24 protein-coding genes are annotated in these 22,377 nt (G+C 63.6%); 14 read left to right on the top strand and 10 right to left on the bottom strand.

Features of this window, described 5'->3' with window-relative positions; all coding sequences use genetic code 11:
* From BM396_RS16190 to BM396_RS33795, 3 genes are all read left to right on the top strand, one after another.
* On the top strand, positions 1-343 hold a 343-nt coding region (locus BM396_RS16190; RefSeq protein ID WP_139239499.1), incomplete at its 5' end, for a transposase.
* A gap of 72 nt (positions 344-415) precedes the next feature.
* On the top strand, positions 416-706 hold the full coding sequence (locus BM396_RS33800; protein WP_342462078.1) for a methyl-accepting chemotaxis protein: 291 nt from the start codon (positions 416-418) through the stop codon (positions 704-706).
* Entirely contained in the window at positions 589-855 is a 267-nt protein-coding gene (locus tag BM396_RS33795) for a hypothetical protein (RefSeq protein WP_139239498.1), read from the top strand. Before BM396_RS33800 ends, BM396_RS33795 begins: the two co-directional genes overlap by 118 nt.
* A 216-nt stretch (positions 856-1,071) precedes the next feature.
* On the opposite strand, the gene BM396_RS16180 is transcribed toward BM396_RS33795, so the two are convergent.
* Genes BM396_RS16180 through BM396_RS32215 form a run of 3 tightly spaced genes read right to left on the bottom strand, consistent with a single transcriptional unit; the run spans position 1,072 to position 5,722 of the window.
* Complete coding sequence (locus tag BM396_RS16180) at positions 1,072-2,589, bottom strand: carbon-nitrogen hydrolase family protein (protein ID WP_139239497.1); 1,518 nt, start codon at positions 2,587-2,589, stop codon at positions 1,072-1,074.
* Between the two features lie 40 nt (positions 2,590-2,629).
* Positions 2,630-4,942: a KGGVGR-motif variant AAA ATPase gene (locus BM396_RS16175; RefSeq protein WP_043380990.1), complete on the bottom strand. Its 2,313-nt coding sequence runs from the start codon at positions 4,940-4,942 to the stop codon at positions 2,630-2,632.
* A 3-nt stretch (positions 4,943-4,945) separates the two neighbouring features.
* Positions 4,946-5,722, bottom strand: coding sequence for a hypothetical protein (locus tag BM396_RS32215; protein WP_139239496.1), 777 nt, complete (start codon positions 5,720-5,722; stop codon positions 4,946-4,948).
* Between the two features lie 391 nt (positions 5,723-6,113).
* Here BM396_RS32215 and BM396_RS16170 point away from each other — a divergent pair, with 391 nt between their 5' ends.
* Positions 6,114-6,971 carry a manganese catalase family protein gene (locus BM396_RS16170; protein WP_043380988.1) on the top strand — a complete coding sequence of 286 codons (858 nt, stop codon included), beginning with the start codon at positions 6,114-6,116 and terminating at the stop codon, positions 6,969-6,971.
* Positions 6,972-7,216: 245 nt separating this feature from the next.
* Here BM396_RS16170 and BM396_RS16165 read toward each other — a convergent pair whose 3' ends face one another.
* From BM396_RS16165 to BM396_RS16145, 4 genes are all read right to left on the bottom strand, one after another.
* Positions 7,217-7,555: a zinc ribbon domain-containing protein gene (locus BM396_RS16165; protein ID WP_081948601.1), complete on the bottom strand. Its 339-nt coding sequence runs from the start codon at positions 7,553-7,555 to the stop codon at positions 7,217-7,219.
* Positions 7,556-7,777: 222 nt separating this feature from the next.
* Positions 7,778-8,425: an RNA-guided endonuclease InsQ/TnpB family protein gene (locus BM396_RS16160; protein WP_081948600.1), complete on the bottom strand. Its 648-nt coding sequence runs from the start codon at positions 8,423-8,425 to the stop codon at positions 7,778-7,780.
* Between the two features lie 701 nt (positions 8,426-9,126).
* Positions 9,127-9,783 carry a response regulator gene (locus tag BM396_RS16150; protein ID WP_043380983.1) on the bottom strand — a complete coding sequence of 219 codons (657 nt, stop codon included), beginning with the start codon at positions 9,781-9,783 and terminating at the stop codon, positions 9,127-9,129.
* Positions 9,780-11,198 carry a HAMP domain-containing sensor histidine kinase gene (locus BM396_RS16145; protein WP_051975990.1) on the bottom strand — a complete coding sequence of 473 codons (1,419 nt, stop codon included), beginning with the start codon at positions 11,196-11,198 and terminating at the stop codon, positions 9,780-9,782. The genes BM396_RS16150 and BM396_RS16145 overlap by 4 nt, the downstream gene beginning before the upstream one ends.
* A 190-nt stretch (positions 11,199-11,388) precedes the next feature.
* Here BM396_RS16145 and BM396_RS16140 point away from each other — a divergent pair, with 190 nt between their 5' ends.
* The 6 genes from BM396_RS16140 to BM396_RS16120 all read left to right on the top strand — a co-directional run bounded on the left by BM396_RS16140 (position 11,389) and on the right by BM396_RS16120 (position 14,590).
* On the top strand, positions 11,389-11,928 hold the full coding sequence (locus BM396_RS16140) for a DUF3280 domain-containing protein (protein WP_051975989.1): 540 nt from the start codon (positions 11,389-11,391) through the stop codon (positions 11,926-11,928).
* Between the two features lie 259 nt (positions 11,929-12,187).
* Positions 12,188-12,658: a cupin domain-containing protein gene (locus BM396_RS16135; protein ID WP_043380981.1), complete on the top strand. Its 471-nt coding sequence runs from the start codon at positions 12,188-12,190 to the stop codon at positions 12,656-12,658.
* Positions 12,659-12,797: 139 nt separating this feature from the next.
* Positions 12,798-13,382, top strand: coding sequence for a hypothetical protein (locus BM396_RS16130; protein WP_043380978.1), 585 nt, complete (start codon positions 12,798-12,800; stop codon positions 13,380-13,382).
* Between the two features lie 44 nt (positions 13,383-13,426).
* Positions 13,427-13,612, top strand: coding sequence for a hypothetical protein (locus BM396_RS32210; RefSeq protein ID WP_053622176.1), 186 nt, complete (start codon positions 13,427-13,429; stop codon positions 13,610-13,612).
* 168 nt (positions 13,613-13,780) lie between these two features.
* A complete protein-coding gene (locus tag BM396_RS16125) occupies positions 13,781-14,029 on the top strand; it encodes a hypothetical protein (RefSeq protein ID WP_053622175.1) in 249 nt (82 codons plus the stop codon).
* Positions 14,030-14,080: 51 nt separating this feature from the next.
* A complete protein-coding gene (locus BM396_RS16120) occupies positions 14,081-14,590 on the top strand; it encodes a hypothetical protein (protein WP_043380974.1) in 510 nt (169 codons plus the stop codon).
* Positions 14,591-15,073: 483 nt separating this feature from the next.
* Here the strand turns inward: BM396_RS16120 and BM396_RS32205 are convergent, their stop codons facing one another.
* Both BM396_RS32205 and BM396_RS33340 read right to left on the bottom strand, forming a co-directional pair.
* Positions 15,074-15,298: a hypothetical protein gene (locus tag BM396_RS32205; RefSeq protein WP_139239495.1), complete on the bottom strand. Its 225-nt coding sequence runs from the start codon at positions 15,296-15,298 to the stop codon at positions 15,074-15,076.
* Between the two features lie 1,247 nt (positions 15,299-16,545).
* Positions 16,546-16,989, bottom strand: a complete 444-nt coding sequence (locus BM396_RS33340; RefSeq protein ID WP_244538883.1) for a DUF6894 family protein — start codon at positions 16,987-16,989, stop codon at positions 16,546-16,548.
* Positions 16,990-17,012: 23 nt separating this feature from the next.
* Between BM396_RS33340 and BM396_RS16110 the strand changes: the two genes are divergently transcribed.
* The 3 genes from BM396_RS16110 to BM396_RS16100 all read left to right on the top strand — a co-directional run bounded on the left by BM396_RS16110 (position 17,013) and on the right by BM396_RS16100 (position 20,997).
* Positions 17,013-17,804 (top strand): Crp/Fnr family transcriptional regulator, encoded by a 792-nt coding sequence (locus BM396_RS16110; protein ID WP_043380972.1) that lies wholly within the window; start codon positions 17,013-17,015, stop codon positions 17,802-17,804.
* A gap of 15 nt (positions 17,805-17,819) precedes the next feature.
* Entirely contained in the window at positions 17,820-20,516 is a 2,697-nt protein-coding gene (locus tag BM396_RS16105) for a PAS domain S-box protein (protein ID WP_081948598.1), read from the top strand.
* A gap of 67 nt (positions 20,517-20,583) precedes the next feature.
* Positions 20,584-20,997: a hypothetical protein gene (locus tag BM396_RS16100; protein ID WP_244538882.1), complete on the top strand. Its 414-nt coding sequence runs from the start codon at positions 20,584-20,586 to the stop codon at positions 20,995-20,997.
* 426 nt (positions 20,998-21,423) lie between these two features.
* On the opposite strand, the gene BM396_RS16095 is transcribed toward BM396_RS16100, so the two are convergent.
* Positions 21,424-21,747 (bottom strand): hypothetical protein, encoded by a 324-nt coding sequence (locus tag BM396_RS16095; protein WP_139239494.1) that lies wholly within the window; start codon positions 21,745-21,747, stop codon positions 21,424-21,426.
* A 47-nt stretch (positions 21,748-21,794) separates the two neighbouring features.
* On the opposite strand from BM396_RS16095, the gene BM396_RS33670 reads away from it, so the two are divergent.
* On the top strand, positions 21,795-21,920 hold the full coding sequence (locus BM396_RS33670; protein WP_274925975.1) for a KUP/HAK/KT family potassium transporter: 126 nt from the start codon (positions 21,795-21,797) through the stop codon (positions 21,918-21,920).
* The last annotated feature ends 457 nt before the right edge of the window (positions 21,921-22,377 follow it).

Below are 22,377 nucleotides of genomic sequence, written 5' to 3'. Positions count from 1 at the left end.
CGAGGTCACCGCCGTTACGCTTACCATCGACATGCCGGAACTCGGCGAACTGGAAGGCAAGCAGGCCGCCAGCCTGGCCGGACTTGCTCCTGTCTCGCAACAATCAGGGCGATGGCAAGGCAAGGAGCGGATTCAAGGTGGGCGGGCCGCGCTACGCCAAGCGCTCTACTTTCCCGCCATCGTTGCCGCGCGCTTCAACGTGGACCTCAAGCTTATCTATGATCGGCTGACCGCCGCCGGAAAGCAGAAAAAGGTCGCTCTTGTGGCCATCATGCGCAGGCTCATCGTCATGGCAAACGCCCTCATCAGGGACAATCGGCCCTGGGCTCCAAACCACACTTGACCAACACGGATACTCAAGAGTTGGAGCCTCCGAAAATCCCGGGGCGGTTCAGGCATTGCGAAGCAGACCAATTTGCTAGCTCTGAATGCGACGATTGAGGCTGCGCGTGGCTTCGCGGTGGTCGCTACCGAGGTCGAGGCGCTAGCAAGCCAAACGTCGCGTGCCACAGAGGAGATCGCCAGTCACATCGAGCAGGTTCAAACCACGACGCACGAGGCGGTGTCCGCGATCGCCTCACCAGTACAATGGGTGAGATCTCAAGCATCTCCACGGCGATCGCCGCGGCTGTCGAGCAGCAGAGTGCAGCCACCCGCGAGATTGCCCGCAACGTTTCGGAAGCTGCGCAGGGCAGCGAGCATGTGACCTGTAGCATCAATCGCGTTCAGGACGGCGCGGGTCAGACGGAGGTGGCAGCCGCCCGCGTCCCGAGCGCGGCGCGTGACCTGACCCGTCATTCAGAAAGCCTGCCAAAGTCTGTCAACACATTCTTGGCTCGCGTTAAAACGGCCTGAGCATGCGCTTTGATGTCCGGATCCCCATTGTCGAGCCCATCGCAGGACCTCCTCCTTCAGGAGGAGTGTCAAAGGCCGGGTCTGACCATGCTGTTGCTCATGGTGGCGACCATCGCGTTGAATCTCGGCCTGGGCGTGGGGACCGACAACGACAGCCTGAGGCACGCACATCGGCATGATTTGGCGTCTTCCTCGGCCTGTAAGGTGAGGACGATGTCAACGGACGACAATGGTCCAGCGATCCCATGAGGTAGGATCCCAGTCAAACTGGGCCGAGATCGGCGATATGGTGCAATCCGCTAGGGTGACGACCTTCATTCGGCGTGACTCGGTCATATCGATACAAAGTCCGATCCCCACGCTGCTCGCGGCAACATCTCCGACTGTTCGGCCATTCGCCTGCCGGACTGCGAGCGTCGCCGAGTTCGAGACGAGAATACGTGTGCCACTGAGGCGAGCGATCTCGATTGCACGCTGATGTGTCCATCGGCCGGCCGATTGTGCGACGTCGAGCACAGGCGTCAGAATCCAGTCGGGTCGGAGAGCGTACGCGGCGTCGCCACCGGGCGCACGCTGTTCGAGATCCTCGCAGATCAAGACCATGACTCGCCCGAAGTGTGGCAGGTCACGGACCTGCAGGACGGTGCCAGTCGCTACGTCCTCTGCATGGGGGCGCGCGACTGCCGTGAGGATGTTGCATTCCCCCATCCGCTGCTCGCCCATCCTGAAATGATTGAGCTTGCGCTGTTTCCAAAGAACGCGGCCGTTCGCATCGACGATGCTGCACTCGTTGTATGGCCGGCTCGTCGTGGGGCAGCACTGCGCGCTCAGCCCAGAACCCAGCGCGATCAGTCTGGGCGCTGGCGCCCCACTCAGGCCAGCCGCTGCGACGAGGTCTTCCATGACGGCCACGACGGCATCGGCGCTCACGCACAGCTCAGGGAGCAGCACGATGTCTGCGGACCCGAGTGCCCGAACCACGGCCACCGTCCGCGCGGCGAGCTCTCCCGGATCTCTCGGTCGAGCGTCGAGGAACGGGCGTCCCTGCCGCAGCACGGCGTCGAAGGCGAGATCGTCCCGGTCCTCCGCGACGGGCGCTATGCCAATGCTCGGAGCTGCGGCGTCGGCGGGATCGTGACCAGCTGGAAAGTCCTTAGGTGCGACCGCCTCGATATTGATTGTGTACTGGCCAGCGCCTACCTCGAGAAGCGCCAGCGACGTGAACTGAGTGTCCAGCCGGTCTCCACTCGCCATCTCGTCCTCGTCGAGGAGGCGCCGGTAGATCGGCCCCTTCGGAACGACACGGCCGGTTCCTGCGATACCGCCACCGTAGTGCCCGTCGATCCAGCGTCTTTGGCGAAGCTGACTGGCGGCCCTGCATGGGGCAGGGGCGCGCGAGGAGGCGGAGATGACGACAGACGCCGGGTGAACGTCGTGGGCCAGGAGGTCGATCACCAGCATGATCGTGAATGCTCGTTCGGCCTCGGCCGCTGGCGCGATCTCCGTGTGGAACGCGACCGGCTCACCGAGAAGATACCGGATGAAGACGTCGGGCGTTCCTGTTCCGCGATACTGGCGCGCAGCGGCCGCAAGCGGCGCGTACTCCGCCGCCGCCCGTCCCCGCCACGGTACCGTGTGGAGCACACCCGTGTGCGGGACGACGACCTGCCACAGGAGCGCGAAGAGATCGCCCAGACCTTGCAGATGTGGACCGAGCAGCTCCTGGGTCAGCATGTTGAGCACTCGTCACCTGAGTTCCGCCCGCCCATTCGACTCAGACTTCCCGCGAAGGCAGTGAGTCGATGAACCGGTTCGCAACGACCGGCTTCAAGGTCGGGAACGGTTGGCGCCCTCGGTCTAAGCTCCACGTGACGTAGGCTTGCAGCGCCTGACGTGAGCGCTCCGGGATCTCATCGTCGCTGCCGCGTGTGATCTCGTAGTACATCTGCCCGGCCGCTTCATCCACAGCTCGCGCGTCTTCGAGGGCCATGCTCGCCAGAAGCGACACCTCTGAAAGGCGAAGGCGGAAGCGCCCCACATCGGCGATGCCCGAGTGATGGAGTGCGAACCCAGAAACTTCCGCAGCTCCGGCGTGATCCCCCCGGGCGAGGAGAAGCTCGGCGCGCAAAATACGAAGGCGGCTTGCTGTCCCGCCCATCGGAACGGCGGTCAGTGATCCATGTCGCTGTGCCTCGGACGAGGCGGAACTGAGAAGCGCGATTGCGCGCTCGACCACTTGGAGCGCCTCCTCGCAATACCCCTGAGTCTTGAGAATCTCACCTTGCAGAGCAAAAACCTCGGCCATGCTGGCCCGCAGTTGCGAGCTCTCTAGCTTGTCCTCGAAGTGCTGAGCTGCGCGCGCGACGGCAATTTCCGCATCTTTGAGGTGGCCAGCCTCAAGGAGACACCGTCCATAGGCGACAAGAGCCGCCGCCCAGGTAGAGGGGACAACCGCTACACCCTCGGCGGCCGCACGATCGAGTGCCTCTACGGCTCTGCGGCAGGCCTCGACGGCTCTCGAGGGCGCCCCGATCTCGCTGTAACTGGCCGCAAGCCCGATGAAGGTTCGGGCGACATCCTCGAACCGGCGCGGCTCACTTTCGCTGAGCCGGTCGTAAGTCTTTCCAGCGTCCGTCCAGACAGAGATTGCGGTTTCATAGGCTCTCGTACGCTGGAGAACACCAGCCTGCCACTCGAGCGCACGAGCTAGCTGCAGTCCGTTGGCGTGGTCGCCTTTACGGAAGTACGTCGTGGCCTCCGCCAAAGCGTCCAATGCCTCATCGGATCGCGCCTGAGCCTGGAGGAAGTTCGCGCGGACCAACAGGAGGCGTCCAAGCTCCGCCGTAAGATCTGCATCTGGATCACCAACCTTTTGAGCCAAACGACGCGCCAAGTCGACGCCGCCTTTCGAGAGCGCCTCGACTTCAACGCCGAATGCCCCGCCGGCATGCAGTTGCGAGATCTCGACACAGGCTGCAGCCAGAGCCGATCGCCAATCCGTTCGGTCGTCGTCGTTGATCAGGGCCTCTTCAAGCCAGGTCGTCAGGACGGGAGCCGCCTCGCTCAGCGACTGGTCGCGAACGATGAGCAGGTCTGCCAACCGGGGATCAGTGAACGCCGCGCGGCGCCAGAGGCGAGCCATTTCCTCACCGTCGACCCGCACAGGCCCTATGTCGCCGTCAACGAGCCGTGACGCGAGACCGTGCATCTCTTGCAACAGTGAGCCGCGCTCGGCCGGATCCTCCTCGAAAACGGCAAGCTTCTCTTCGAAAGCGCACCAGGGATAATGGCGAATTTCGTTGAGCCGCAACTCCCGATCGAGATCCTCGACACTTCGGTTGAAGAGCTTCCGCATGCGGTGGACGGCATGACGCCTCGCGTGCGCCGCCTCGCTCTTGTCCTCGACGCGCGTTGGCGTGGGAAAGAAGCGGATGGGACGCCGCAACTGCGTGCGCTGCCGGTGAATCGATCGCGCGACAGCTGCCGTTCCATCAATGCTTTGTCGATTGTAGACGAACGTCAAAACCAGCAGATCTGGCAATTGAACCGTGCACACGCCCGCACTGTCAGAGACGCCTGTGCGGCTGTCGATCAGAACGATGTCGAACGATTTTCTCGCCCACCGACCAAAGGCGTCGAAGTATTGTCCACCAGCGAAACGCTTGTAGAACGCTCCCCACTCGAACGCTCCTACCTTCTGGGTGTATTCTTCATCTTGACGCCCTGAGCCGATGAAGCCGAGCTTGCCTCTCGCGGCATGTGGGAGCGCGAGATGCTGTACGATGTCGGAGCAGTCCGACAGACGGTCGATCGTTTCCTCCGGAGCCTCACCGGAGCTTCCGATAGCTCTCGCGTATTGCCAGAGACGATCGACGAGCCCACGCGACCGAACTTGCTCCGGATCGGCCAGGAAAGGATGGAAATAACGATGAAGGCCAGGAGCCTCGAGATCCCAATCGATCGCCAGAACGTTCCACCCGTTCGAGGCCAGAGCCCAGGCGACATTCGCCAGCGCCATGCTGCGTCCGCCGCCGCCCTTGAACGAATAGAACGTCGCGATTTTTCCGATCTTCTCGCTCCCAGCCATCGATTAAGCCGCTTCTGCGTAAGAGTGACTTCCCTCATATTCATCAGGGTCGAGATCTGCCAAGCCAAGGCGCGGGACAGTCGATGGGGTTGCGGCTTCCGCTTCGCCGCCGAAGAACTCCTCGACCTGCGCGATATCGAGCCCTTGATACACATCTAAATCAAAGGGAGCTTCGTCTGCTCCAGGAGCGGAGTTCCACTCTGCGATCAAGAAAGCACGCGCTGCCGGAAGCAGAACGTTGACGACTTCTCGACCTTGTTTGTTACCCGCCACCGCTCCGATTGATCTGAGCTCCTTTAACTTCCGGCATATGCTTTCTTCGCTCTCGTTCAACCTAGCAGCAAGATCGACGTTTCGAACGGCGTCCTCAAAGAGCGCGCTCAGCAGACCCTGAAAGCGGTCCTGCCGCAGGACGGTTTCGAACTCGGATGGAGCGCAGCGTTCAGCAGCCAATCCGAGCATATCCGCGAGTGAGCCGAGACGCCCCGCGATGTAAGTCGGATCTTGCACGATCTCCGGGGCAGTAGCCACGATCTTATCATGCAGCCCCTTCGCAAGCCGCGCCTCCTCCACGAGCAGGCGACCATCGGCCGCGAGCAGGGCGTCCAGACCGCCATCGATCGACGCCGTGACACAGCGATCAACCTTACTATCAATCCTCGAGCCTTCCGGAAGCGGAACGATGGGCCAGATCATCCGATCAATTTGGTTGAGCATCGACATTGGATCGCTTTCAGCGCTGAGGAGAGCCTTTGGCTGCGCGGCCAGATTACAGGCCATCAACCTTCCGGTCAACTATTTGTTCCGGAAACGAAAGAGTGCCGCCGCACCTCCCGCGATGGGACCGATCCACCGCGACTCACTTTCGTTAGGGGCGAAGGTCAATGCCTGTGAGCCGCGTTAAGTTTGGCTCAATGTACCTCGCTGAAACAGGAGCTTGCGGCGTGAGGGGTGCGGTACTGGCCGTGCACGGGCCAGACGACGTCGAGCGTCTTCGTCGTATCGCCCCTACCCGAGGAGGCCGCGCGGCGTTGAACATTCGTCCAGTACGGCAGTTAGCAAGCGATCAGGACGAAGCAATTCGTTCTAGTTCCCGATTTATAATCCGGTTCTCATTCCGATAAATCTGACAGACTTGCGGTTCGTTTCCTGGAACCTGGAGAGTTCAACGATGTACTATCACGACAAGCGACTTCAGTACCCGGTCAAGGTCGACAGCCCGGACCCGATCTATGCCCGCATGCTCCAGCAGGCGATCGGCGGGATCGAGGGCGAGATCCGGGTCTGCTTCCAGTACTTCTTCCAGGCCTGGGGCAACCGCGCTCCGACCACGAAGTACCGTGACATGCTGCTCAACACCGCGACCGAGGAGATCGGGCATATCGAGATGCTCGCGACCGCCGTCGCGATGAACCTCGAGACCGCGCCGACCAAGGTGCAGGAGGCCGGGGCCGCCGACGCACTCGTCGGAGCCGTGATGGGCGGCGAGAACCCGCGCCACATCGCCGAAGGCATGCTGCACAAGACGCTGCTGTCCACCGGCATGGCGGCGTTCCCGGGCAATTCCGACGGCCTGCCCTTCGACATGAGCCACATCTACGCCAGCGGCAACATCGCGGCCGACATGTACTGCAACGTCGCCGCCGAGGCGACCGGACGGATCCTGGCGGTCCGGCTCTACAACGCCACCAACGATGCCGGCATGCGCGACATGTGGAGCTTCCTCATCGCCCGGGACACGATGCACCAGCAGCAATGGCTGTCGGTGATCGAGGAACTCGGAGGGCACGCGGGCACGCTGCCGATCCCGAACTCCTTCCCGCAGAGCGAGGAGAACCAGAAGTTCAACTACAACTTCTTCTCGACGTCGGCGGACGGCTCGCCGCCCCCGGCCGGCCGCTGGACGCAGGGCCCGTCCCTCGACGGCAAGGGCGAGTTCAGCGTGGTCCAGAACCAGCCCATGGGCGAGGAGCCGGTGCTCGGCCCGGCACGGCCCGACAGCGGGGCCCAGTCCCAGCAGATCGCTTAAGATCGGCCTCCAAAGCCTCGGCACGGCTAAGGCCTCACTGCGAACGGTTCTGTCCTTCACTCCGTTCCTCACACCCCGCGGACGTCACTCCAGCCGGAGCCGACGTGGTCGGCGCGCGAGGAGGTCTGATGGCAAACGGTAGAATCATCAATGGCCGGATCGAACTGCGCCGAACGGAGGAGGAGCGGAAACCGCTCCTCCAGCGACTGAATCGGGTTGTAGGCCAAGTTCGCGGTCTACGAGCGTTAACATCTTCCTCGCCCTGAAGGACGGGGATTTTCTGAGATCGCGAGATCTCGTCCCGCTGACGCTTCAGAGGGCTGCCGATGCATACCCTCCACTTCCAGCAACGGTGTGCTCCACCGCCGTTTGATGTTGATCGCCGCGTTGATGTCGGCGTGATCGGTGTGGCCGCAGCTGATGCAGTTGAAGCGCGCTTGGCTCTCACGGTCGCGGCTTCCGGCATCGACCACACCGCACGCCGCGCAGGTCTGCGACGTGAATCGAGCGGGCACAGTGACCACCTGACCGCCGCGCTCTTCCATTTTGTAGGTAAGGATCGTCGCGAAGAGGTGCCAGCCCACGTTGAGGATGCCCCTGTTCAGCCCAACCTTCTAGCGGACGTTGCGGCCGGGCTCTACAAAGGTACGCCGCGCGCTGGCGGTCATGCCACGCGTGTTCAGGCCCTCAAGTACAGCGACGCTGAAGCGCTCGGCGATGTCGAGAGCAGTGCGTTGGTGGAAGTCGCGCCGGATGCGCGCCTGCCGCGCTTGGAGCCGCGCGACACGGGCCTGCGCTCGCCGCTTTCAGTTCGATCTACGCTTACGCCGGGCGAGGATGCGCTGTGCGTTGCGCTTGCAGGCCTCGATCCGCCCCAGGCTCCTCGGCATGATCAGCATGTCGCCCGGGGACAAAACGAGCGTTGTAACCACGCCCCGGTCGATGCCGACCACCCCAGAGCCCGGCGCGGGCGCGTCGTGCGCGATCTCGTAGGTGAAGGCGACGTACCAGCCCGAGGCATCAAGGCGGTCGCTCACATTCTTCAGGTCGCCGCGCATCGGCCGCGTGTCGCGGAACTTGACCCAGCCGATCTTCGGCAGGCGCACGGCGCTCCACTTGCCGTTCAGGGGCTTCACCGCGACCTCGCGGCCAGGGAAGCGGAAGCTGTCGTCCACGCCGCGCCTGCGGGGCTGAGGGAAGCTCGCCCGGCCCGTGAAGAAGTTGCCGAAAGCACGGTCGAAGTCGCGCAGGGCCTGCTGCCGGCACGAGACGTAGACGGCCCATACCCGGTCGAACTCGGCGCGCAGCTTTGTGAGGTCGGCGGCTTGAGCGACGTAGCCGAGCCGGTGCTCCCGACCCCAGGTCGCCTTCTGCTCCAGGCCGAGATTGTAGACGAAGCGACACACGCCCGCGAACTGCCGGAACCGGGCCTCCTGCTCGGGCGGCGGTCCCAGCTTTTAGCGGAAGCCGCTGGCTACGGTCACGGTCTGTTCCTATCACCGGGCGCGCATCTCACCAACTATTCACGCTGCGCAGACGCGCAGCCTCCCCGACCTGAAGATCGGGGCCTCAATGATTTCCGATGACTTACAAGCGTCAATCTACGACTCTGGAACCATTAAGGCGTGAACGCTGCCGACCCGGATAGATACCTGCACCCGGTGCTGTAACCTCGATCGCTGCCGCCCTTAACGCGCGGGAGAGTGCCCTTGTGAGCAGACCACACGCCGCACAGATCCGCCTGCTCTCAGTCTTGGCGCTTGCGCCCGAGGCGGAGTTCGTTGATCTGGCTCACCTCGGGCAAGCGCGGCAGGTGCGCTGCGGCGATGAACTCTTCGTGCCGACACTCGTGGCGCGCGGCTGGGCCGAGATGGGATCAAAGTTTAGGGGCAGCGTGCGCATCACCGACGCCGGTCGGCTTATCCTTGTCGACGGAGGAGACGTCGGTGAGACGAGGATCCGACCTCGGGAGCGAAAGGCGTGATCGCAGTCTGCAACTCCACGCGGTGCGTTATCCCTGGATTGAGGGCCCGGAGTGCTCGCAGCACGATTGAAGTTGCTGGTCGTGGCTATGGTCCGCGGACATTTCAGGGCAGAGGGCGGCTTCCGCCGCGGCGACAAGATCGCCTCCATCGCCGATCGACAGCCGCCTTCTTCAACAGTTCGCTAGAGGCGTGACCATGCCATTGCGCATACAGAAATATACAAGGTCAATGTCCGACGAAACGCCGAGCTTAGATTTGATGGCGTAGTGGTAGTTCGCGACCGTTTTGGGAGTGAGATGGAACGCGGTGGCAATTTCTTCGGTGGATTTGGCGTCGATAATCATCCGCAGCACCTCGAATTCACGGGGCGACAGCTGATCGAGAGCGTCCGCGTTTTCCTCTAAGCGGCTCGTCGCCAGGGCTTCCGAAATCTCCGCACAAAGGGTCAGCTTGTTCTGGGATACGCTGCGCACCGCTTCGACCATCAGGTCTGAGGCGCTGCTCTTCGTGATATATCCACGTGCGCCGGCGCGGATGGCCTGGACGGCATAGCTGACGGTCGCGTGCATGCTGAACACGAGGATGCGCGCAGTCGAATCCGTTTGCCGGATCTGGCGGATGGCATCGATGCCGCCCCGACCCGGCATGCTGATGTCCATGATCACGACATCTGGAGCGGTGGCTCGAAACTGGTGGTAGGCCGAGGCCGCGTCCCCAGCCTCCGCGATCACCTCGACGTCGGGCTGCTTCTCGAGCAAGCGGCGGTAACCTTCCCGAACGACGGCGTGGTCGTCGACAACCATCACCCGAATGCGCTTCCCAGTCATGACGCAACCCGTACAACAAGCTCGGTCGGGAAGCTGATCCGCAATCGAAACCCACACGCAGCGCTGGTTTCCGTCGTCATCCGGCCGCTCAGCGCGTAGACGCGTTCTCGCATGCCAATCAGACCGATACCGGCTCCCGGATGCCGCACGGTCTCGGGTGTCGTACCGCGACCGTCATCGGTGACCGTTAGATATATCTCGCCGTTCGGACCTGCGGACAGGACGACATCAACGTTTTGGGCGTCGGCATGGCGGACCGCATTGTTGAGGCCTTCTTGGACGATCCGGTAGATGTGCGCCGCGGTCTCAGCCGGAAGCGCATCCAGATGGCCGTCCGTCCGAAGGGTGAAGCTGATCCGTCCTCCTGACTGCTGGTTATGGCCGGTGACCAAATCCTCCAGGCTGCCGAGAAGGCCAAGGTCGTCGATCTCTGGGGGCCTCAGATGGGTAAGCGTGTCGCGCAGCGCCCGCATTGTACCGGCGGCCAAGGCGACCAATTCGGTGCTCTCAGCCGCAACGTCCGGGGCCATCGTGCCAATGCCGTCCTTGATGGACCGAGCAAGAAAAGTGAGCGCGGTCAGCCGCTGGGCGACGTCGTCGTGCAATTCACGCGCGATATGGCTGCGTTCGCGCTCCTGGGCGTCGACGAGCTTGCGGGAAAGGTCCGCTCGTTCCTCTGTGGCGGTCTGCAGGCGCTCGGCCATCTCATTGAACACCTCCGAGATGCGTTGGAGCTCGCTGAGGTGGAAAGGCGGCAGCCGGCATGACAGGTCACCCTGGGCTAGGCGATTGATGCCGGCGAGTATCTGGTCGGTCGGACGCAAGGCATGCCCGACGACCACGAAGGCGAGGAAGCAGAGCAGTGCGATAAGCGCAGCCAGGAGTGCGAGTATGCGTGACAGCTCGCCCCATGCCTGTCGCGTCACGGCGTTTGGATCCGTCGTTGCCTCGATACGCCCCCTCTCCACGCCGCGATGCACGAGCAGCCGCACCGCGTTCGATTGGCTGAGGAACAGCAATCGATAGGCATGCACGAACCAAGCCGGCGCCAGCCCACGCTCCTCGACGCCGACGCAGTTGGAGTTGGTGCGTTGCGTGTCGGCCTGGATCAAGCGGACGCATTGGCCCGAACGCAACGGCTGCCCGATCACCGCCTCCCAGTCCGGGAAACGGTCGGCACGATCCAAGGCCGTGTCGATGCGGAAGAGTTGCAACTGCAGCTGCTTCTCGACCGTCCCCGCGATCTCGTCGTTCTCGCGCCTGGCCTCGACGGCGACGTTGTTCAGAACGATGACAGTTGCCCCGATCACGCACAGTACCGCGACCGCGACGATCCGGCGGACAAGGGCCCATTTGAGGTTCAGTTCACGTCGCGCTCTCGCAGGCGCTGCCATCTCGGCACCGGCACTGATCATTCCTTCCCTCCCGTCCAGCGAAGCATAAGAGGGGTTTGGGCGTCCTGGATAGGAGCGCGAGCAATCCCGTGCGATTTGCCCAGGGAACAGCGGGCAATGCGCTGTGTCGGTGCTCTGCGGGCCGCGTTAGCCTCGATGCACCACACCAGCTCGTGCTTCGCACGCTCGCAGAAACCCTGGAGGAGCGACCATGCGGGTCCTCACACGTCTCGCGATCCCGCTGTCTGCAGTGCTGCTCAGCGCTGCGACCGCGCGAGCCGACCCACCTAAAGCAGCGGTCTTCGACTTCCAGCTCGCCAACTTGGGCGCACAAGGTCCGACCGAGGCGGATATAGCCCGCCTCGGACCGATCAGCGATCTGCTGCGCGGCCTGCTGAAGAACTCCGGCCGCTACGAGATCGTCTCGACCGGCCCCGTGAAGGACGAGATCGCCAAGGGAGCCGAGCTACGCAGATGCGGCGGCTGTGCCGAGGATTACGCTCGCACGCTCGGAGCTGACGTCGCGATCACCGGAGAAATCCAGAAGGTCTCGAATCTCATCCTCAACATCAACCTCTATGTGAAGGATCTGAGAAGTGACGCGGCCGAGAAGGCCTACAGCGTCGATATTCGCGGCGATAACGACGCCTCCTTCGAGCACGGGGTGAAGTACCTCGTGAAGAATAATTTGCCGCCGGCCAGCGGCATGACTTCCGGCAACGGCGACCGGAGCAGCCGCTCGGATCGGTGACGACATACTCATGCCGGCAAGTCATGCTGCTATTCTCATATCGGAGTTGCCGCATGCGTCTCCGAAGGCGACGGTGTACGGCCTCCCGATCAAGAACCTTGGCGTTCAAGGGCCGACCGACGTCGCCGAGCCCGGAGAGCGATGTTCCTGCACCGTCGCACCCCGGATCTTGGGTGCTAGATGGTGCGCAAGATAAAAGCAACGTCCTGCACCGAGCACCAACACCCAAGCGGGAACGACAAGCAACAAAGGATCTACCATGACACCGTTCAGATTTGATGACAGCGATATTACTTGGCGCACTCTTGACTGGCTCGAAAACATCGCGTTTTTTGTCTACAAAGTCGATGAAGAAAACCGTATTGTCGATGTGATCTTCAAATTCGCGGCCAATAAGCGTGTGATGTTGCATCAACACAGGTGCCCATACAACACCCTCGTGATGCAGGGAGAGCTTCGCTTCTATCGTCCCGACGGCGAACTTAAGGAGATCCGCTATCCTGGCAGCTTCGTGTCCGGCGTCGCCGACGGTGAACCGCACACAGAAGGCGGCGGGGACGAAGATGCCATCGTGTTTTTCAGCAATCGCAACATCAAAGACGTACTTTACGAGTTCCTTGATGCGGCCGGAAACACGGCGCAAGTCCTCGGCATCGCAGATTTTAGGGCGCAGCTAGACGATCAGATTGCAACGGGAGCATTCGAGAAGGTCACCGCCAGGGCCGCGTGATCGTTACCTGGTGTGTGCGAGAGGCCCCGGCGTGCAAGCCGGGGATGTAAGCGAACCAGCCCACGTTGTCGAACAGAATGCGGACACCTGAGTTGCGCCGATGATGTTCGCGGCGAGCCATCGGTAGCGATTTGACCCGATGCGGGCGGCCGGCGACGCCTGCCGTGAAGGGGAGAGGCAGGTCGGCGTCCGCCGCGCCCGGGCGGCACTCGCGGCGGTCCACGTCGACGACGTTGTCGGCGACGGCATGCTCGGCCTGACGACACCCGATGGACGCGTGACCTTCGCCGATCCCCGCGCAATCGTCGCCGCTGCCGCAATTAACGGTGTCCAGGTCGCGTTCCGGCGAATCACGTCGTGGCTGTTCTGGTCCCGCACGCGCATCCAGATCACACCTCTTGGTCGTGACGAGCCGGTGCTGATCGGAACGCTGATCCCTGAGACACGCGCCGACGGCGTTTGGGTCTGGCGGGTTGTCGGCCTGCCCAGCCTGCCCGGCCTCGACGGGCCGTTCGCGACGATGGCCTACCTGACCCAGGGACATGAGACTGCGAACGCCGCCGTCAGCCTCGGGTTGGCCGGGGCGGCGGCCTTCTTCCTCTTCGATGCCCCTCGTAGCGCCGGCGAACTGATTGGCACGGGATTCGATATCGCCACGACGTCGGCTCGGTGTTCGAGCGCGCGACGGACTTACTTGGCGGTGACCTACGCCGCCGCCCCGTGATGGACCACCTGCCGCCTTCCCCTCGATTCTGACGGTCGCAACCGATGTTGCTTCAACCCTTGGACCGCAGCGCCCCTGGCCTGCAGCATTACGACGCCGTGCTTGCGTTCACCGGGCGACAGTACCGCCTTGCCGGTGATGGGCTCGCTGTCGGGGTCGTGCTCGGCATGCTCGACTCGCGGACCGGACGGCTGCCGATCGGCCTCGTCGATGCGCAGAACGCCTACTAAGCTGAGACCCTGTACTACGACGCCAACCGGCGCACGATCGACGTCTATGATTCGGATCGGTGGAGCGCCTTCGTCGACACCTATGCTGGCGGCGGCTGACAACTTGGTCTGGTCGCCGGCCTGGGACACTTCGCTCTTGCGGTCATCGGCCACTGCGTGTCGGCAGTCATGAAGGGCTTCGTCCTCGCGCTCGTTCCAGCGCTGCTATTCGGGGTCTTCGGCTTCGCCGTCTACGGGTTCTTCGGGTTCGTCGTGTACCTGATGGCCAAGCAGTGGCTGCCACACCTGATCGGTGGCGTCATCGCTTGGATCGGCCTCTGCGCCGTGTTGGAGATTGAGCGCCATGTGCGGCGCAGCCGCATCGGCCGAGCCCTGGAAGCCCTGATCAACCGGCAGCTCATGACGATCTTCGCCTGACCGCCGAACGGTTCGCCGCAACCCGAATACCCCTTGGATAGAGAGATCGACATGACCAAGCGCGTCGTCGCAGCGATGATGCTCGCCTGCTGCGCGGGCCTCGGCACGGCACAGGCCGAGACAGCCTGGCAGAAGCTGACCTATTCCGACCTGCGGCATCCTTCCGCGTTCACTCCGACCGTCGTGCCGCTGTGGCAGCGTGAGTTGGTAGACAAGCCGTTCTACCAAATCCACGCCGCGCGCTTTGAGGCGAAGGGCACGACGTACCTCGTGAGCGTCGCCTTTACCGGCGGCATCTGCGCCATGGGAGCCAACGACCGCAATGCGGCCGCGGAGCCGGCGATCTGCCCGGTGCGGGTCGACGTCCTGCGAGACGGAAAGGTCGTCCAGACGGTTCGCGACAGGGTGTGCTCGGTCGCGCCGCTACCGGAGGACACGACGGCAAACCGAACGGATGCGACTGAGCTCAAGTTCGATGCCAGCTCGAAAACCGTCAGCTTCCGATCGCGGCTGAGCGGAAAATGGCTACCAACCTGCCAGAGACAGGTGCACGTGCACTGAAGCTCAGAGCAACCAGTCTTCCTGCCGCTAGCCTGCTCATTGAGGCAGATCCCGCGCCTCCTCGAGCCGAATGCCCTTTAGAACCGGCACTGCGGGCTATCGAGGCGTTCCGGAGTTCGAGCAAGCGCGTACAGCATACTCTATCCGAGTGTCGAGAGTCTCAGCTTGTCGAGCCGGTCGGCAGAGCCGATCCGAGGCGCACTACGTCCACCGCGTGAGTGCCCTTCGCGGCGGTTCACCTAGCCCGGGAACGGATCGCACATATCGACCTCCTCTCGTAGAATTATACGATCGCACCCGCTTAACTCGCAGGCCATCGGATCGCGGCCCTATCGAGCGCGTCGCCGCCCCTTTGCGGCGAGCACGGCGCGAATCAACACTGAGCCTCGACTACCGAGACTAGCGCAACATAAGCGTCCGGCGTTCAAGGTTGCTGAGCCCGTGACGCCTTTGACGGAGCCGATCCTGGGGGCTTGACGTCGGTCATAGATGCTCGTTTCGAAGGATAAATTCTTCCGACCATCGAACGGTCTGCACGCCGTCGACGGATGCAAGGGCCTTTTCTACCCCTACGCTTGCACAGCCAACGATTTCATTGAATTTTGGGAAAATTTTTACCTCCCGAAGCCCTTCAGCCTCCAGACGGTCTGCGATGCTGTTGACGCCAGCCCTGTGAGACGGATCGATGGAGATCGTGAATTTGGTCACGTGTTATTTATCCTGTCTTTCCGGGATTTAGAATTGATTTGTTTTTAGAATGTACATCCACGACAAGGTCATAATTATAGTTGTTTCCGGAAGGCTGTAGTTTGGCGGATGCTGCTTCGCTCGCTTTGGGGGTTGATATCTTCTCGCACCGATCAGCTATCAGGCGCTCGGCCATGCTCAGCACATCCGGCATCTCAGGTGCTGCTGAAGCTGTGGCCGTAGCAGATGTGCAGCGCCATGGAGTCGGAGGTGTCGCGCGTTGCTCGGTCAGCAGATTCTGCCAAAGAACAGGATCGGAAAGCGCGAGGAAAGGATCAGTGCGCTGCGGTCGATCCGCTACCCTGTTCCGAACCGATGGACAGCGGATTTCACGTCGCTGAGTAGGGCCGACGCGCCTGTCTGCGGTATGAAAGCAGCCGCTAAGAGGACGAAGCTGACCTACCGGCAGTCGACGCGCTGCACATTGTGGAACCGCGAGAGAGTTAGAAGTGGGAAGAACAATCGATAGCCGTGGCTCTTGAGACGGAAAACCCGCGAAATTCCGACTGATTTGTAGGATTGCTCCTGCCGTTCGCTAGCAGCGCCCTGGGCCGATGCAGATACACTGCCCCGCGCACTGCCAGCAGGATCGAGCCACGCCGGCTATCCCCTCGCGCGAACGGTGGCTTCCGCCGTGCCGGCCGAACGATCGCGGGACGGATCGTGAGAAGACGCGAGCCCGCCGCGCCGTCGCTTTCGCCGTTTCAGAACGCTCCGCAGCTCTACCGCTGTCGGGCTACCTTGCGGGGACCGGCGACCCTCGGCATTGCAATCGCCGAGATTGTGCGACGACACCGCTGAGCGTGTGCCACGCAAGGCGCGCTCGGCGATGCGCGGGCGGCTCCATGTTCAAGTAAACCTGCGCGGAACACGATCCCGGCCACGCCGTTTACACGATGCAGCGCAGCACGGCGTGCTGCGCTGCAGCCCGTGAGGGCGTTTCCTCCCTAGACTTCGGGCCGCTCTTTGGGGCGGCCCCTTTTTGTCCGGGTCTGCATTAACCCGGGTGAAGGCATTCGGTTTCCGGCCGACGTCTGAAATCGCGACGGTCTAGGCCGCTTGCGTGACACCGCGGTGATCACGGCGTTTGCAACGTCCACGCAGCATAGGACCAGCACCCGGTCGCGACCGTCGCCCGATTCTACTGAAGCGCAGGCTCGCGGCGGTCTCGCTGTTCGAACTGTAAGGGCGCGCCACTGACCTGGCTCTCAAGCGCTCTGACCCGGGCGGTCGTGATGACACTCTGCATCCAGATGGAGCGATACGGTGCACAGCACGGCGCCAGCTTCATCCCTCACATAGGCCGTGAACGCGCGCCGCCCGTCAGCGGGCGGAGGATCGCGCCCCATGTCCGGCAGAGCCGCAATAGCTGCATCCCGGGCAGCATGGAGGTTCTCGTAGCACTGCCCTTCATCGTCAGGCAGGCACACGTGTCCGTCGTGATAGTCGATGAAGTAGCGGGGCATCACATGCGAGTTGGGAACGCGGATGGGTACGGACCTAGAAGCTCTCAAGCCGCACATAGTTGCAGGGTTCGAGGTACGCCGCCGTCGGCCGGCGCCAAGCCGATGAATGACGCCGATCTCCCAGCTATTGGGGTACTTGTGACCAGACAGGGCATAAGCGTTGCGGTAGATCTCGCGGGCGCTCATCTGGAATGACCCGTCGCTGCCCCATGCTGGCCGAGATTGACGCACTGCTCAGCGGCAACCTGCTTCTCAGCGCCCTACGCGTGCCCGATCAGGCCCTGATCAAGCCGCACCTGGAGCTGAAGGCCTATGCGCGCGGCGACGTGCTGTTTGAGGCCGGCGAGGACGTCTGCTTCGTGTCGTTTCCTCTGGACCAGTGCGTGGCCGCCCTCGTCGTGGGGCTGCGAGATGGACGTGCGGTCGAGACCGCCACGGTTGGGCGTGAGGGCGCGATCGGCGGCGTGGTCAGCCAGGGTTCGCTGCCCGCATTCAGCCGCGCGATGGTGCAGGTCCCCGGCTCCGTCCTGCGCATCGACGCCACGGTCCTCCAGCGAATCAAGCAGACCTCGCCTGGCCTGCGCAACATGATCACCCGCTACTCCGATTGCCTGCTCGCCCAGGTGCTGCAGTCCGTCGCCTGCAATGCCAGCCACACGATTGAGGCCCGTTGTGCCCGCTGGCTCTTGAGCCTTCAGGATCGCGTCGGCACCAACGTCCTGCCGATCACGCACGAGGTGTTGGCCGAACTTCTAGGCGTCCAGCGCTCCTACCTGTCGCGCGCGCTCCGCACCCTGCAGCAGCAGGGCCTGATCCAGATCCGGCGCGGGCGCATCGTGATCGTGAGCCGCCCGGCGTTAGAAGCGGCAAGCTGCGAGTGCCACGGCGCGGTCAAGCGGCATTTCGAGCGCGTGTTGGGCGCCGTCTACAGCGCGGGCGGGACCCTGGTGTCGCTGCGTCCGGCGCCTTCCGAGAGTACCCCGATGTGTCACGCTGTCTGAGACGACGGCGACGGAATGGGAGAGTTCCAACCATCCGGACGAGCCGCGATCAGCGAGCCGGATGAGCCCCTGAGCGATGAGAGCCGGCGCCTTCAGGCGCTCGAGAGCTACGACATCCTCCACACGCCACGTGAGCAGGACTTCGACGACATCGCTGAACTAGCGGCCGAAATCTGCCGCACGCCGATCGCGGTCGTGAACTTCATCGGCGACGGCCGGCAGTTCCTCAAGGCTGAAGTCGGTCTGGGCGAGCGTGGAATCAAGCTCGAGTCCGCGTTCTGCCACCAAGCGATTTTGCAGGGTGAGGTCCTCGCCGTCACCGACGCGACGAAGGATCCACGCTTTGCCGACGACCCGTTCGTGTCGGCTGCGCCAAGCTTGCGCTTCTATGCGGGCGCCCCGCTCAGGACCGCGGACGGGCTAGCGATCGGCACGGTGTGCGTGCTCGACACCCGGCCCCGCCGGCTCACGGAGCGGCAGCAGGCCGGCCTACAGCGCCTCGCCCGCCAAACCATGACGCAACTGGAGCTGCGTCGCGCCGGGCGCATCCAGCAGGCGGAGAAGGCGCTGCAGAACCGGGTCCTGGAGAGCGCGTCCGACTACGCGATCGTTGCGACGGACCGCACGGGCCGGGTGACGCGCTGGAACGCCGGCGCCGAACGGATCCTCGGGTGGCGCGAGGACGAAATGCTGGGCAGCCCAGCCCATCGGTTCTTCACGCCCGAAGACCGTGCCGGCAGCCGGCCCGAGATCGAGATGGGCCTGGCGCTGGAGAACGGCAGCGCGCCGGGTGAGCGCTGGCACCTGCGCAAGACCGGCGAGCGGTTCTGGGCGCGGGGCGAAATGATGCCCCTCAAGACCGCGAGCGGCGAGGTTCGGGGCTTCATGAAGATCCTCCGCGACCGAACTCAGCAGCGTGTGGACGCGGCCGAGCGGAACGCCAGCGAGCTGCGGTTCCAATCGCTCGTGGAGGTCAGCCCGCAGGTGGTCTGGTTCGGCGATGCCACCGGGCACATCACTTACTGCAACTCGACGTGGTACGAATTCACCGGCTTGACTCCCGCTGACACCAGTGATGACAGCTGGACCAGCGTGATCCACCCGGATCACCGCGTGCGGATTCTTGACGTCTGGAAGCAGGCGATCGCGACCGGGGACCACTACGAGATCGAGATTCCGTTTCGCCGGGCCAGCGACGGCCAGTACCGCTGGTTCCTGGCACGCGGCAGACCCGTGCGAGACGCGGCCGGCTTGGTGGGGAGCTGGATCGGCATCGCCATCGATATCCACGAACGCAAGCAGGCCGAGGCGGATCTTCGCAAGACGCGGGAACAGCTGCGCCTGGCGATCGCGGCCACCGGCACGGGCGTCTTCGACTACGATCTCGGCACTGGTGCGCTGGAGTGGGACGACCGCACCCGTGCCCTGTTCGGGTTACCGCCGGACGTGCCCGTGAGCTACGACGTATTTCTAAAAGGTCTCCACCCGGAGGACCGCGCTCGGGTCGAGGAGGCGGTCAAGACCGCCCTCGATCCTGCCGGCGACGGCTCTTACGACATCGCCTACCGCACCATCGGCTTGAGCGACGGGGTGGAGCGTTGGCTGGCAGCCAGAGGCCAAGCGTATTTCGACCAAGGGCGTGCCGTCCGCTTCATCGGCACGGTCCTCGACACTACCGACAGCCGTCGGGCCGAGCAGGAGCTGCGCGAGACGGAGGAGCGGTACCGCTTGGCCGCCCGCGCCACCAACGATGGGATCTGGGATTGGGACCTGGGCACCGACCACGTCCGCTGGAACGAGGCCGTGCAGACGCTGTTCGGCTATGCGCCCGACGCGATCGCTCAGAACAGCCACTGGTGGAAGACGCACATTCATTCTGACGACCGCGAGCGGGTCGAGGCCGGCATCTCCGCCGTCATCCACGGTGGTATCGACCATTGGAGCGCCGAGTACCGGTTCCTGCGTGCTGACGGTTCCTACGGGGACATCCTCGACCGCGGCTACGTACTCCGCGACGCGGAGGGTAAGCCGGTGCGGATGATCGGAGCCATGCTCGACATGACCGAACGCAAACGGGCGGAAGAACACCAGCGCCTGCTCACGGGCGAACTCCAGCACCGGGTGAAGAACACGTTGGCGCTGGTCCAAGCGGTCGCCAGCCAGACCCTGCGCGGAGCGACAGATCTCGCCACGGCGCGCGAAGCCTTCGTCGCTCGGCTAGTCTCGCTCGGGCGGGCGCATGACATCTTGACCCAGGCGAGCTGGACCGCGGCACCGATCATCGAGGTGATCGAGAGTGCGCTCTGTGTGGACCGTCGAGCCGAAACCTTGAGGATTCGGCTCAGCGGGCCCAACGTGTTGCTGGGCGCCAGTGCCGCCCTGTCCATATCGCTGGCGCTGCACGAGCTCGCGACCAACGCCGCTAAGTATGGTGCGCTCTCGAACGAGAGTGGCGTTGTGGATCTGCGTTGGGACGTGGTCCACGACGAGGCAGCTCCCCTCTTCTACCTGACGTGGTCCGAGCAGGATGGTCCGCCCATTGTCGGCCAGCCAACCCGTCGAGGGTTCGGCTCGCGCCTAATCGAGCGCAGCTTCACGACTGAGGTCGGCGGCGAGGTTGAACTCACCTACGCACCAACCGGCCTGGTTTGCCGCCTGGAGGCGCCCCTGGCTTCCATAGCAATCTCGCAGGGGACCGTCTGCTTGAGCTGACGGGGGGATGCGAGCCAGCCGTGCTGTGTCGTTGACGGAGAGAACGTATCGCGTACAAACGGTCTGGATGCAGGTCCGCAGTTACATGTATCGCCTTCGACCCGACCGCGTGCAGGCTGCAGCCCTCCATGCGATGTTGCGCGATTTCTGCGGGCTGTCCAACGCGGGCCTGCAACAGCGCATCGAAGCCTACCGCCGTGGCATCAGCCTGCGCTACGGGCATCAGGCGGCCGAAATGAAAGCGTGCCGTACGGCGGATCCGGATGGTCTGGGTCGTTGGTCGTTCTCTGCCCTGCAACAGGGCCTCCGGCGATTGGACCAGACCTATGCGGCGTTCTTCCGACGCGGGCACGGCTTCCCACACTTCCGGACGTCCGCACGCTACCACGCGGCCACGTTCCGCCTCGGCGATGGGCTGACGATCAAGAGGGATCGGCAAATTGGGGTCGTCGGGTCACCCGGCGGGATCAAGGTGGTCTAGCAGCGCGATCTGCCGCCGGACGCTAAGCTCGGTACAGTGATCCTAACCTGCCAGCAGGGCCGATGGTACGCTGTCTTCAGCGTTGAGGCCGAGTTCGCAGAGACCTGCGGCACCGGTATGGTCGGGATCGACTTGGGACTTAACAACCTGATCGTTCTGGACCGGGATGTTGCCGCAGCGACGGTCGTGCATCAGCGGGCGTTCGGGCCGGGACACGGCCCTCGGGACATGAGCCAGCGGGTTGCCGCATAGCTGTCCCGAGAAGCCGCCTGCTTCAGCGCGCGGAGTTGTCACCACCCAGGATCGTCGCGCTAGCGCCTTTGCATTGACGCGAGAACAATCCGGCCTCGCGGCCGCTGGGCGCTTCGGTGCCGCTCAAAGAGCACCGAGAGTCGGATTTCAGAGCCGTGTTGAGGGGGCCGACCGTCAACCACCAGCGTCGAGAGGCTCATCACCCGCCTGCTCATCGATCGCGGCCTTCGCGGCAATCATCACCTTGCGAAGCTGAATCCGAAGGGCATTGCGCATGGCCGCCTCGCGGCCGACCACGTCCGCGCTCTCAGACCCATTTGGACCACCGCCGAGCCGGGCCTCCACAGCCGCCCGCGCCGCCTCGAAGGCCTGGGTGGCGAGCTGCGGATCACGATTGGCGACCTCCCGGGCGAAGGTCACGAGGGCAATGCGGAACACTCCGAGCGCGGTCGCGAGCGGCGCTTCGACCTGCCCAAGCCCTGGGTCCATGACCATCACCTGCCTCCTCCGGTTCAGGTCAACACAACCCACTGGAGGGGCTGCCGGTGCCGTCGGTACGGCGACAGGAGCCGCTCTACGCCTTCATGGCGCGCAACGCCGTGCGCTCCCTAAACTACTATCGGATCCCGCCGGCGCAGGTCGTCGAGTTGGGCACCCAAGATGAGATGTAGGCACCCGTCAGATCGCCGCTCTTCCCTGGGTGCAGCCTTCGTCATACGGCCTCCCGCGCGGGGGCGGGTTCAGCCGCGGACGCCGCCAGCGACCACGGTTCGTTTTCACCACGGGCCCGGTCAGAGACGGCCCGGGTGCGTGAGATCGGGCCGGAGTTCAACATCGCCACGCGGACATTTTAACATTATTGCAACAGCAGACCACAGGCCCGGTATCCGGGTTTCGAAAGTGTCCCGATTGCGAAACAACGACCTGAAAGGGAAAGGCATTCCTGCGACGCTCGGCTAGAGCCTTTGATAAGCGAGAGGGTCGACGAGGAGCGCCCCCGCAATTGGGAGCGGATTGGCGACGGCGCGCTCGACCGAGTTGGGCGCCGCAGGCCAGATCCGCGCGACGAGCCTGGGGCGCGACAGATGGCCAAATCCTGGGGACGCACGTTCGGCGACCAGACCGGAC

Source organism: Methylobacterium sp. UNCCL125 (genome assembly GCF_900116795.1).
Classification (GTDB): domain Bacteria; phylum Pseudomonadota; class Alphaproteobacteria; order Rhizobiales; family Beijerinckiaceae; genus Methylobacterium; species Methylobacterium fujisawaense.
This window is presented reverse-complemented; position numbering and strand designations above follow the sequence as displayed.

What these genes read in the sequence shown, in the direction of transcription:
- BM396_RS32215 (WP_139239496.1), bottom strand. Translation starts at nt 5,722, where the DNA reads ATGGCCTGTAATCTGGCCGCGCAGCCAAAGGCTCTCCTCAGCGCTGAA.
- BM396_RS16170 (WP_043380988.1), top strand. Translation starts at nt 6,114, where the DNA reads ATGTACTATCACGACAAGCGACTTCAGTACCCGGTCAAGGTCGACAGC.
- BM396_RS16150 (WP_043380983.1), bottom strand. Translation starts at nt 9,783, where the DNA reads ATGACTGGGAAGCGCATTCGGGTGATGGTTGTCGACGACCACGCCGTC.
- BM396_RS16145 (WP_051975990.1), bottom strand. Translation starts at nt 11,198, where the DNA reads ATGATCAGTGCCGGTGCCGAGATGGCAGCGCCTGCGAGAGCGCGACGT.
- BM396_RS16100 (WP_244538882.1), top strand. Translation starts at nt 20,584, where the DNA reads ATGCAGGTCCGCAGTTACATGTATCGCCTTCGACCCGACCGCGTGCAG.
- BM396_RS16120 (WP_043380974.1), top strand. Translation starts at nt 14,081, where the DNA reads ATGACCAAGCGCGTCGTCGCAGCGATGATGCTCGCCTGCTGCGCGGGC.
- BM396_RS32210 (WP_053622176.1), top strand. Translation starts at nt 13,427, where the DNA reads ATGTTGCTTCAACCCTTGGACCGCAGCGCCCCTGGCCTGCAGCATTAC.
- BM396_RS16175 (WP_043380990.1), bottom strand. Translation starts at nt 4,942, where the DNA reads ATGGCTGGGAGCGAGAAGATCGGAAAAATCGCGACGTTCTATTCGTTC.
- BM396_RS16130 (WP_043380978.1), top strand. Translation starts at nt 12,798, where the DNA reads ATGCGGGCGGCCGGCGACGCCTGCCGTGAAGGGGAGAGGCAGGTCGGC.
- BM396_RS16105 (WP_081948598.1), top strand. Translation starts at nt 17,820, where the DNA reads ATGGGAGAGTTCCAACCATCCGGACGAGCCGCGATCAGCGAGCCGGAT.
- BM396_RS33340 (WP_244538883.1), bottom strand. Translation starts at nt 16,989, where the DNA reads ATGAGCGCCCGCGAGATCTACCGCAACGCTTATGCCCTGTCTGGTCAC.
- BM396_RS16180 (WP_139239497.1), bottom strand. Translation starts at nt 2,589, where the DNA reads ATGCTGACCCAGGAGCTGCTCGGTCCACATCTGCAAGGTCTGGGCGAT.
- BM396_RS16125 (WP_053622175.1), top strand. Translation starts at nt 13,781, where the DNA reads ATGAAGGGCTTCGTCCTCGCGCTCGTTCCAGCGCTGCTATTCGGGGTC.
- BM396_RS16135 (WP_043380981.1), top strand. Translation starts at nt 12,188, where the DNA reads ATGACACCGTTCAGATTTGATGACAGCGATATTACTTGGCGCACTCTT.
- BM396_RS16110 (WP_043380972.1), top strand. Translation starts at nt 17,013, where the DNA reads ATGCTGGCCGAGATTGACGCACTGCTCAGCGGCAACCTGCTTCTCAGC.
- BM396_RS16140 (WP_051975989.1), top strand. Translation starts at nt 11,389, where the DNA reads ATGCGGGTCCTCACACGTCTCGCGATCCCGCTGTCTGCAGTGCTGCTC.
- BM396_RS33795 (WP_139239498.1), top strand. Translation starts at nt 589, where the DNA reads ATGGGTGAGATCTCAAGCATCTCCACGGCGATCGCCGCGGCTGTCGAG.